At 63.3% G+C, this 8,542-nt stretch carries 7 protein-coding genes and 1 pseudogene; all 8 read right to left on the bottom strand.

Annotation, left to right across the window (positions count from 1 at the left end; genetic code table 11):
* A pseudogene (locus Q0L94_RS00865) lies at window positions 1-402 on the bottom strand (pyruvate:ferredoxin (flavodoxin) oxidoreductase); the annotation flags it as partial.
* Between the two features lie 316 nt (window positions 403-718).
* Window positions 719-2,158, bottom strand: coding sequence for a siroheme synthase CysG (gene cysG, locus Q0L94_RS00860; protein ID WP_296749188.1), 1,440 nt, complete (start codon window positions 2,156-2,158; stop codon window positions 719-721).
* Window positions 2,159-2,163: 5 nt separating this feature from the next.
* Complete coding sequence (locus Q0L94_RS00855; protein ID WP_296749186.1) at window positions 2,164-2,499, bottom strand: iron-sulfur cluster biosynthesis family protein; 336 nt, start codon at window positions 2,497-2,499, stop codon at window positions 2,164-2,166.
* Window positions 2,500-2,517: 18 nt separating this feature from the next.
* On the bottom strand, window positions 2,518-3,900 hold the full coding sequence (locus Q0L94_RS00850) for a cobyrinate a,c-diamide synthase (protein WP_296749184.1): 1,383 nt from the start codon (window positions 3,898-3,900) through the stop codon (window positions 2,518-2,520).
* A gap of 136 nt (window positions 3,901-4,036) precedes the next feature.
* Window positions 4,037-5,239, bottom strand: coding sequence for an NrfD/PsrC family molybdoenzyme membrane anchor subunit (gene nrfD, locus Q0L94_RS00845; RefSeq protein ID WP_296749183.1), 1,203 nt, complete (start codon window positions 5,237-5,239; stop codon window positions 4,037-4,039).
* Between the two features lie 6 nt (window positions 5,240-5,245).
* Entirely contained in the window at window positions 5,246-6,025 is a 780-nt protein-coding gene (gene dsrO, locus Q0L94_RS00840; RefSeq protein WP_296749182.1) for a sulfate reduction electron transfer complex DsrMKJOP subunit DsrO, read from the bottom strand.
* Window positions 6,022-6,498: a hypothetical protein gene (locus Q0L94_RS00835; RefSeq protein ID WP_296749180.1), complete on the bottom strand. Its 477-nt coding sequence runs from the start codon at window positions 6,496-6,498 to the stop codon at window positions 6,022-6,024. Before Q0L94_RS00835 ends, dsrO begins: the two co-directional genes overlap by 4 nt.
* A gap of 15 nt (window positions 6,499-6,513) precedes the next feature.
* Window positions 6,514-8,472 (bottom strand): NAD(P)-binding protein, encoded by a 1,959-nt coding sequence (locus tag Q0L94_RS00830; RefSeq protein WP_296749178.1) that lies wholly within the window; start codon window positions 8,470-8,472, stop codon window positions 6,514-6,516.
* Window positions 8,473-8,542 lie beyond the last annotated feature (70 nt).

Raw genomic sequence — 8,542 nt, 5'->3', positions numbered from 1 at the left:
GGCGCGGCAGGCCATGACATCGGAGTGGTCGCCGAAAATCGACAGCGCATGCGTCGCCACCGCGCGCGCCGCCACATGCAGCACACAGGGCGTCAGCTCGCCGGCAAGCTTGTAGAGATTGGGGATGAACAGCAGCAGTCCCTGGCTGGCGGTGAAGCTGGTGGCCAGGGCGCCGGAGGTGAGCGCGCCGTGCAGCGCGCCGGCCGCACCGCCCTCCGACTGCATCTCGATGACGCTCGGCACCGCGCCCCACAGGTTGGGCCGTTGCTGCGACGCCCACTCGTCCGCCCACTCGCCCATGTTGGAGGAGGGCGTGATGGGGTAGATGGCGATCACCTCGTTGCCCAGGTAGGCCACCCGGGCAACGGCCTCGTTGCCATCGATGGTAAGCGTGGTGGTCATGGCTACTTTTTAGCGGACAAATATATCCTTTATTTTAGGCATGAGTTGCGCATGAAACCACCCCTCCTGCCAATGATCCGGCCATGCTGCCGAGCCGAACCTGGCTCCGCAATGACCGATGTGCGCTCGATGCCTGCGGGTCCGGAGTGGGCGAGGCCGCTACAGCGGACAGGATGGCGCATCCTGCGCGCACGCCCGACACCAGCAAGGACATCAGGCCGGACAGCAGCAGGGCAAAGAGGGGCAGTTCAAAGCGTGCCGGGAGTCCGATCATGATTTGGGCCGGACGCGGCAGGCCGACGCCCGGACGCGTTTGTCAGGGCAGATGGTCCGGTGCTTCGAGCGGGGTGCGGCGGGCCTGTTCGCCATACTGTTCAGGTTGGTACCAGCCGAGTTTCTCGCGCAGCTTGACGACGTTGCCGACGATGATGAGGGTGGGCGCCTTGAGCCCGGCCTGCTCGGCCAGTGAAGGCAGCGTGGTGAGGTCACCGGTGATGACGCGCTGGGTCGGCAGGGTGCCGTGCTGAATGATGGCTGCCGGCGTATCCGCGGTAAGACCGTGCTTGATCAGCGCCTCGCACAACAATGGCAGCCCTTTCAGCCCCATGTAGATGACGATGGTCTGGTCTTTGCGCGCGATGCCTTCCCAGTTCAGGTTGAAGGTGTTTTCCTTCAGATGCCCGGTGACGAAGGCGACCGACTGCGCGTAGTCACGATGGGTGAGCGGAATGCCCGCATAGGACGCCACCCCGGCCGCCGCGGTGATGCCGGGCACGACCTGGAACGGCACGCCGTGCTCGACCAGGGTCTCGATCTCCTCGCCGCCGCGGCCGAAGATGAAGGGGTCGCCGCCCTTCAGCCGCAGCGTGCGCTTGCCTTCCTTGGCCAGGCGCACCAGCATCAGGTTGATCTCCTCCTGCGGCACGGCATGGTCGTCGCGTTCCTTGCCGACGTAGATGCGGTCGGCGTCGCGCCGGCACATGTCGAGAATCGGCTGCGAGACAAGGCGGTCGTAGACGATGACGTCGGCCTGCTGCATCAGGCGCAGGGCGCGGAAGGTCAGCAGGTCGGGGTTGCCGGGGCCGGCACCGACCAGATAGACCTCGCCGCGGCCGATGGCGTGGGAGGCTGAGTCCCTGATCATGGCGTCGAGCTGCGCTTCGGCCTCAACGTCGCGCCCGGAAAACACCATTTCGGCGACCGGCGAGAGAAACACCTTCTCCCAGAATGCCCGCCGCTGCTCCGGCTTGATCGCCGCGCGCACGCGGTCCTTGTAGCGCCCTGCGAGCGCGCTCAAACGGCCGTAGGCGGCAGGAATCAGGGTTTCCAGCCGCGCGCGCAGCATGCGCGCCAGCACCGGCGATTCGCCGCCGCTGGAGACCGCCACCATGATCGGCGAACGGTCGATGATCGAAGGCAGGATGAAGCTGCACAGCGCCGGCTTGTCCGCCACGTTCACCGGGATGTGGCGCGCACGCGCGGCATCCGCCACAGCCCTGGCAGCCGCCGCATCGTCCTCGACCACGATCACCGCGTCCTTGCCGTCGAGTAGATCGGAGGTGAAGGCATCCGCTACCCGCTTCAAATGTTCGGTATACGGCAGGCGCGCGAAGCCTTCGTGCAGGCCCGGCGCGGCGACATCGACGTATGCTCCGGCGCGCAGCAGCAGCTCGGCCTTGCGCGCGGCGGTTTCGGAACCGCCTACCACCAGGCAGTGACGGTCGCGCAGATCGAGAAAAATGGGCAGGTAATTCATGGGGTTTACTCGGCGGCTGCAGCGTCGTCGCCCGGCTCGGCGGGCCCGTCTTCTGCTGAATAGGGCGGGATGAAGATGAAGCGCAGGTCGCCCGGGCTCATTTCGACGAAATCGAGTGTCACGCCCTGCAGATAGGGCGTGCTCGAGGCCGCGATCAGGATTGCGATGCCATTGACGATGAGGTGCTCGTCGGCTTCGCGTTCGATGTCGAAGCCCATGCCGTAGTTCACGCTGCCGTCGTCCTCCTGGTAGGCGGCGATACGCAGGATCATCTCGAACACGTCGGGATTGTTGTTGGCGACGCGAATCTGCGCGGCGGCGGCATCAGTAATCTTGATCATGGGCGGGTCCTTACAAAGTTAGGCGGCAGCGCGCGCCTTGTGCGCACGCACCTGGTTCAAAAACGGGACGATCCAGCCCTGCGCGCCGCTGCCCCGGCGATGCACATAGGCGGCCAGCAGATTGTGTTGCTGATAGCCGTCATGCTTGCCGTCGATGCCGTGGCCGCGCTGCACCTGGTAGGCGTATAGGGAGTCGGCGGGCAGATTTTCCAGGCTCGAATAATGAAATTCGTGCGCCGGAATGGCGGCCGTTTCCTGCCAGCGGTCCTCGCCGGTCGGCTGCAGGCGCGCATAGCCGCGCCCGACCGGACGCTCGTGCATCACGGTATTGCCCGGCACCACGCCGACCATCTCGCACGTCCGCCCCTGCCAGTCGAGGCTTTTCGACAGATACATCAGTCCGCCGCATTCCGCATAGGTCGGCAGCCCGCCTTCGATGGCGTTGCGGACGCTGCCACGCAAGGCCGTATTGGCTTCGAGTTCCACCATGAACATTTCGGGAAAGCCGCCGCCGATGATGAGGCCGTCCACCTCGGGCAGGGCCTGTGCGCGCAGGGTGTCGATGTCGACCAGTTCGGCATTGGCGGCGCGCAGGCTGTCGATATCTTCGCTGTAATAAAAACCGAAAGCCTGGTCGTGCGCAATGCCGATGCGCACGCGCTCGGCGGGCGCTGCCGCTTCGGCTGCCAGCGGAACATCCAGTTCGGGCGCGCTGTCGGCAATCGCCAGCAGCCGATCAAGATCGACCTGCGCCGCCACGCGTTCGCCGACGTGTTGAATCCGCGCGCGCGCAGCGTCCTGTTCGTTGGCCGGCACCAGCCCCAGATGGCGCTCGGCGATCTGCATGCTGGCGTCATGCTGTACCGCGCCGATCACCTCGACGTCGGTGTAATGTTCGACCACCGCGCGCAGCTTGGATTCGTGGCGGCTGCCGCCAAGGTTGTTGAAGATGACGCCGGCGATATGTATCCCCCGGTCGAACGCCTGGTAGCCCAGGATCAGCGGCGCCACGCCGCGCGTCATGCCGCGCGCGTCGATCACCAGCACCACCGGCGCGCCGAGCAGTTTGGCCAGTGCCGCATTGCTGTTGCTGCCGTCGAGATCGAGGCCGTCGTACAGGCCCTTGTTGCCTTCGATCAGGCTGATGCGGGCGCCGGCTGCAGCGCGGGCGAACTGCTGCTCGATCTCGTCGCGCCGCATCATGTGGAAATCGAGGTTGTAGCAGGGGCGCTGCGCCGCCATTCCCAGCCACAGCGGATCGATGTAATCGGGGCCTTTCTTGAAAGGCTGCACCGCGTGGCCACGCGCATGCAATGCGGCGCACAGGCCTAGGGTAAGCGTGGTTTTGCCCGACGATTTATGCGCGGCAGAAATGAAGACGCGAGGCATGCGATTTTTCATGAGGCTTTAGACCTCATGGAAAGCCGGAGTCCTCTTGTAGGGCATCGCTGCCCCGCGCTGGTGGAATCGTTTGATGTGGCTTGCCGGTTCATGCCTGACGATCCCCTGCCAGGCTGCCGCCTGGCAGGCTATGCGATCAATGTTCCAGCTTGGCGACGCTGGCGTCGTCCAGGCTGGCTGGCAGCAGGCGCAGCACCTTGACCGCGAAGGTGGTGGCCAGCAAAGCGATCGCCACCCCGCCCAGACCGAGGAAGAGTTCGGGCATGCTGGGCGCGTAGGTATGAATCTCGCCGTCAAAGAAGCTGCTCTTTTCGCTCAGGCCGGGGAACATGTCCAGCGGATAGGCCTGGGCGCCGATGATGGTGACATACATCTGTGCGACGCCGCCCAGAATGACGAGACCGCAGGCAATCATGATCCACGTACGCTGTTTGCCCAGACTGCTCAGCAGGATCACCAGCGGGACCACACAACCGATGACGATCTGCCCCAGCCAGAACAGCGTGGTCAGGCTACCGCCATCACGCAGGATGAAGGCTTCCACCGCGTGGAACTTGGTGAAATAGAGACTGGTCATGTGCTGGACGACGACGAAATACAGCACCGCCGCGACGAACACCGCGAGCAGGGTCTTCAGGCGCATCATCACGGCGTCGCCCAGCGCGCGGCCGGTCCAGGCATAGGCTGCGGCCAGCACCATCAGGTAGATCGCCAGGCCGTAGGCAAACGACATGATGATGAACATCGGCGCCAGCATGGCGGTGCCGTACAGTTCGCGCGCAACCAGGAAGCCGAACAGCGAGCCGGTACCGGTCGTCAGCGTCAGGCGCCAGATGAAGGCCGCGGTGCCCGCCGCCTTGGACCAGGACTTGACGCTGCGGTCCAGCATGGTCCACAGATAAATGCCCACCAGCACAAAGAAGCCGGAATACAGGAACACGTTCCAGGTGAACATCGACTTGAAGTTGAAGTTCGTCATCGCCACGATCAGGCGGTCGGAACGGCCCAGGTCAAGCACCAGCACCAACAGGCCGCCCAGCAATAGCGCCAGCGACAGGACCGCCGACAGCGGCGCCAGCGGCTTGTACATCGGTTTGTTGAACACCGAGGCAATCGAGGCGACGTTGAGCGCACCGGAGGCGGCGACGATCAGGAACACGGCGAACACATGCGGCAGCCCCCAGACGATCTGGTTGTCCATGCCGGTCACGACGTGGCCGTGGTGATGCATGTAGTTCCAGGCCAATGCGCCGAACAGCACGAACAGGCCAAAGAATCCGAGCAGCATCCAGTACTTGGGGCTGCTGCCTTCTACTTCGCGGAAAGTAATGCTTGCCATGTTGATTTAGATTCCGTGATAGCGAACGCCGAGGTTGAGATTCAGGTCGGCCCGCACCTGCTTGGTCGGCAGTTCGCGCAGGCGCCTTGAGATCTCGCTCTCGGGGTCGTTCATGTCGCCGAACAGCAGGGCATTGTGTCCTGCGGCGGTGCAGGCCTCGGCGCACGCGGTGTTGCCGTCGCCGCGGTCCACCTTCTGCACGCAGAAGGTACAGGCCTCGACGCAACCAATGCCGCGCGGCACATCCGCCTTCTGGGTGTCGTTCAACGGCTCGTGCACCAGTGAACGCGCCTTGTAGGGGCAGGCCATCATGCAGTAGCGGCAGCCGATGCAGGTGTGGCGGTTGACCAGCACGATGCCGTCGGCGCGCTTGAACGAGGCGCCGGTCGGACAGACGTCCACGCACGGCGGCTCGGCGCAGTGCTGGCACATCATCGGCAGATTGGTCTCCATCTGCGTCAGCGGATCCTGTAGTTCCAGCTTGCGTATCCACTGCGGCGCCTGCCTTGGATGCTTGCTTTCCGCCACCGGCGTCCAGCCATTTTCGGTGCTGCACGCGCTCACGCAATCATTGCAGCCGCTGGCGCACTTGGTGGCGTCGACCAGCATGCCCCAGCGCACGGCGCTGCTGGCGGCCTGATCTTCAGCACGGCCGTGAGCCACTTCGTACAACATCACGCCGGGAGCAATGGCCAGACCCGCTGCGGTCGCCGTGGCGGCGCTGACAAAGCGGCGGCGCTCGGGCGATGCGGGCGTGGAATCAGACCTCGGTTTCATATCGCTCATTGGGCAACCCCAGCCATCTCTTCTGCACTGACCTTGCTTGTCGTCTGGGCGGCAAGCTTGTGCTTGTAGTGTGCGGTTTCAGCATTCAACGGATGCATCGCCATCGAGCCTTGCGGCTTGGTGGAATGACAATCGAAGCAGTCGATCTTTACCGCGGCATAACTATGGCAGCTCACGCAAAAATCGTCCTTGGCGGCGGCAACGCTGCCCGTCTTTTCGCTGGCATGGCAATTGATGCATTCCTTGAGGCTGTATTTCTTGGTACGGATACCTTCAATCACCGTTTCATCGCGGTGGTGATTCAGCACCTTCATGTGATTGCGCCGCATGTAGTCGGTTGGTTCCACACACTGCTCAGCCTTCGTAATCCACGGCCTGGGCTCGCCCTCGGCCTTGGGCTGGGCTTCGGACCCGGCCCAGGCCAGGGCCGCGGTCGTCAGCACCACCGCACCCAGCGCCAGCAGACGTTTCATCTTGCCTGCCATGGTTTAGTCGCCCATACCCATGATGATGTAGCCGGTCGGGCAGACGTCGGCACAAATGTGGCAGCCGATGCACTTGGCGTAGTCGGTGTCGACGTAACGGCCGACAGTCGGGTTGTCTTTCTTCTTGACCTTGAACACGGCGGTCTGCGGGCAGTAGACCACACAGTTGTCGCATTCGAAGCACTGGCCGCAGGACATGCAGCGCTTGGCCTCATCCACGACTTCCTTGTCGGACAGTGCATGCAGACGCTCTTCGAAGTTGCCGAGCGCGCCTTGCTTGTCAAGCACGGTCACTTCGCGGATGTTGCGCGCGACGTTGGGGAAATGGCCGAGGAACAGGTCGTCGTGCGGAATGATGTGGCGCGCCGAACGGTCTTCGAAGTTGTGCAGGATATCCTTGCGCTCCGAGGTGCCCCAGACGCCGCCGTGAATTTCGCTATACTCGTGGCCGGTTTCGAGCCACTTGCGGATTTCGTCGAAGTGGTGAACGTCCACTTTCGGACGCTTGTCGAGCTCCCTTCCCTTGAGGAAGGCATCGATGCCGTCGACAGCGATGGACGCATGACCGATCGCGGTGGTCAGCAGGTGCGGACGCAGCACGTCGCCGCCAACGAAGATGTGCTCCTTGCCGGGGAAGCGGTAGTTCTTGTCGGCCTTCATCAGACCATTGTTGTTGTTGAACTGCTCAAGGCCGGTGAAGTCGACGCCCTGGCCAATAGCGGACACGATCAGGTCGGCCGGCAGGTCGCGCTCGGTGCCTTCGACGATCTTGGTTTCCTTGCCCTCCAACACGAAGTCGGCCACGCGCAGCGCGGTGGCACGGCCGTTCGCGTCGACGACCACGGCAACCGGGGTCACGCCGCCGATGATTTCGATGCCTTCCTGCTGGGCATGTTCGACTTCGTGCTTGTTGGCAGCCATCTTGTCGATGGTGGCACGGGAGACCAGCACCACTTCTGCGCCTTCGCGGGCAGAAATGGCAGCCACGTCCTGCGCCATATGACCGGAGATCACGGCTTCCGGACGGTCGTCATGGGTACCGGACTTGGTCACATTGCCAAGACGACGGGCAACGGTTGCCACGTCAATCGAGGTGTCGCCACCGCCGATGACCACCACGCGGTTACCGACGTGCTGCAGACGACCTTCGTTGAAGGCGCGCAGGAACGCCACGGCGGTCACGCAGTTGGGCGCTTCGGCGCCGGGAACCGGCAGCGGGCGGCCAGCCTGGGCGCCCATGGCCATGAAGATCGCATCGTAGTCTTTTTCGATCTGCTCGAAACTGACATCGGAGCCGATACGGGTATTGAGGCGGGTTTCAACGCCCAGGTCGATGATGCGCTTGATTTCGGCATCGAGCATCTCGCGCGGGGTGCGGAAGCCAGGAATGCCGTAGCGCATCATGCCGCCAAGCTCTTCGTGTTCGTCGAAAATGGTCACGCCATGGCCGCGCAGACGCAGCTGATAGGCCGCGGCCAGGCCGGCAGGGCCGGCGCCGATGACGGCCACTTTCTTGCCGGTCTCGGCTGCCGTGGACGTGTAGGCCATGTTGTTTTCAATGCCCCAGTCGCCAATGAAATGCTCGACCGAGTTGATGCCGACATGATCCTCAACCATATTCCGGTTACAGCCGGATTCGCACGGCGCGGGGCAGACACGGCCCATCACGCCAGGGAAGGGGTTGGCTTCGGTGACGCGGCGGAAAGCATATTCCTGCCAGGTCATGCCTGCGGGCGGCTTCTCGATGCCGCGCGCGATATTCAGGTAGCCACGGATGTCTTCACCGGCCGGACAGGAACCCTGGCAAGGCGGCGTGGAGAGCATGTATTCCGGGCACTTGTGCGTCCAGCTCGACTGGAAGATCCGGTCCTGTGCCGAGCGAATATCGGCGTCCGACTCGCCATCCTTATAACGACGCCATGTAACGCCTTCGGTTTTTGCTTTGTTCGTCGTGACAGCCATGTTGGTTCTCCTAACGTCTGTGTAACTAAAATAGATAAATCGCAATCAGCCCGCTGGATTTCAGTCCAGC

It is taken from the genome of Thiobacillus sp. (genome assembly GCF_024708915.1).
Note: the sequence above shows the minus strand (reverse complement) of the source record. Positions and strands in the feature narration are given on the sequence as shown.